Annotated in this window: 2 protein-coding genes and 1 pseudogene; 1 reads left to right on the plus strand and 2 read right to left on the minus strand. The window is 62.8% G+C overall.

Translation table 11 applies throughout. The features are described 5' to 3' along the window. Both ACRXB1_RS35335 and mnmH read right to left on the minus strand, forming a co-directional pair. Positions 1–428: pseudogene (locus ACRXB1_RS35335) on the minus strand (permease); the annotation flags it as partial. A 33-nt stretch (positions 429–461) separates the two neighbouring features. Then, the gene (gene mnmH / locus ACRXB1_RS35340) at positions 462–1526 is read right to left on the minus strand and encodes a tRNA 2-selenouridine(34) synthase MnmH (RefSeq protein WP_449494691.1); all 1065 of its coding nucleotides are present in this window, start codon (positions 1524–1526) and stop codon (positions 462–464) included. A 159-nt stretch (positions 1527–1685) separates the two neighbouring features. Here mnmH and eutB point away from each other — a divergent pair. Continuing rightward, the coding region (gene eutB, locus ACRXB1_RS35345; RefSeq protein ID WP_449494692.1) for an ethanolamine ammonia-lyase subunit EutB at positions 1686–1815 on the plus strand (130 nt) is incomplete at its 3' end.

Genomic DNA, 1815 nt, shown 5'->3' on the forward strand with positions numbered 1-1815 from the left:
CCGCCGCCCCTCCGAGCTCGCAAGCCGGCGTCGACATGCGCCGCGCAGCAGGGCCACATCATGCCTGGCAGTGACATCAGGCCGCCGTTCACGACGCTGCCAAAGCCGCTTTTTCCCAGCGCACGCGCGACCCATTGCGGCGGAATCAGCGCCTGCACTGCGGAGCCGAGCAAGAGGCCCAGGACCATCGCTTGCCAGATCGCCTTGCCGTACGCAAACGCGTAATCGATAGCCGCTTTCCACGACGGCTCGGGCGCACTCGCGGCCGTGCCCATCAGGATCGATTTACCGATGGAATGCTGGCTGGCCGCAACGAACGCACGGTTGTAGTACGGAAACCATTTGACGTAGAACAGGCCGACGACGGCGATCAGCAGGAAGACGATCCAGCCGGCCGCTACGCGGGGTTGTCGAAGAGTGGATTGCATGGTTGGTCTTGGTTTTTAAGAAAAAATAAGGTGTCACGCCGCGCTCGCGGAGATCTCGAGCTGCGCGAGCAGCGCCCTCGCCTGCTCGACGACATCGGCGTCATTCGGGCGGAACAGCACACGCGTAGCGCGCGGCAACTCGGTGAAATGCGCGCCGCTGCTGCGGGTATAGGCGGGATCGTAATGCTGGTCGATCAGTTCGCGAGCGAGTTCGGGGCCCCGGTTTTCATCGATCAGCTTGTGCCAGTGGTGCACCCGCTCCCGGCTATGCAAACCGATCAGCTTCGATAACTGCTGCTTGAACAAGTCGGGATCGTGGGACAGATGCGCGTAATCATGCAGGAGGAACGCAGCGCGGTCGTCTCGGCTTGCTTCGACCTGGATGCAATCGCCGCGATGAAACGTGTCCACCAGCGCGAGCGGCAACGCCACCGCGCCGATCCGCCGGCTTTCCGCCTCGACAAACACAGGCCGCGCCGGATCGAAGCCCCGCAGCGCGCCGACCAGCAACGTATCGAACCATTTCTGCGATGGCTGCGGTTCGCCCGGCAATGCGCCGAGCAGCGATCCGCGATGCGCCGCAAGCTGCTCCAGGTCGAGCGTCTGCGCCCCGGCAACCCTCAAAGCGTGCAGCAAACGCGTCTTGCCGCTGCCTGTCGGGCCCGTCAGCGCGATGTAGCGAAACGCCGCCGGAAGACGCTCGAGCGTCTCGATCGTCGCGCGCCGGTAGGTCTTGTATCCGCCTTCCAGTTGCCGCGCCTGCCAGCCGATCATGTTGAACATGGTCGCCATGGAGCCGGACCGGGTACCGCCGCGCCAGCAATAAATCAGCGGGCGCCAATTGCGGGGCCGGTCGGCGAAGACCGTATCCAGATACCGCGCGATATTTCGCGCGACCAGCGCCGCGCCCACCCGGGCGGCTTCGAAGGGCGAAACCTGCTTGTACATCGTGCCGATGCGCACACGCTCTTCGTTGCTCAGCACCGGCGCGTTCAACGCGCCCGGAATGTGGTCATCGGTGAATTCGAGTGGTGTGCGGACGTCGATTATTTCGTCGAAATCGGCCAGCCGGTCGAGCGGAACAAGCAGGTTTTTCAAGGTGCGACGCTACAAAGTGAACAAATACGGTGGACAAACCGGAGGTTTCGGATTATCGCATGGGCAAAACGGACAGTGGATGGTCCGCATTTTTGACCATGCACGGATACGTCGCATACTTCAGTATTGGATGGCCGCCCTGAAATCAAGGATCACGCGATGAGCTACAACGAGACTATCGGTCATCGGACGTATCGTTTCGACGACCTGAAAACCCTGCTGGCCCGAGCCACGCCGCAGCGCTCCGGCGATCAGCTTGCGGGCGTCGCGGCGCCACCGAGGAAGAGCG

The sequence above is a fragment of the Caballeronia sp. M23-90 genome, assembly GCF_053574605.1.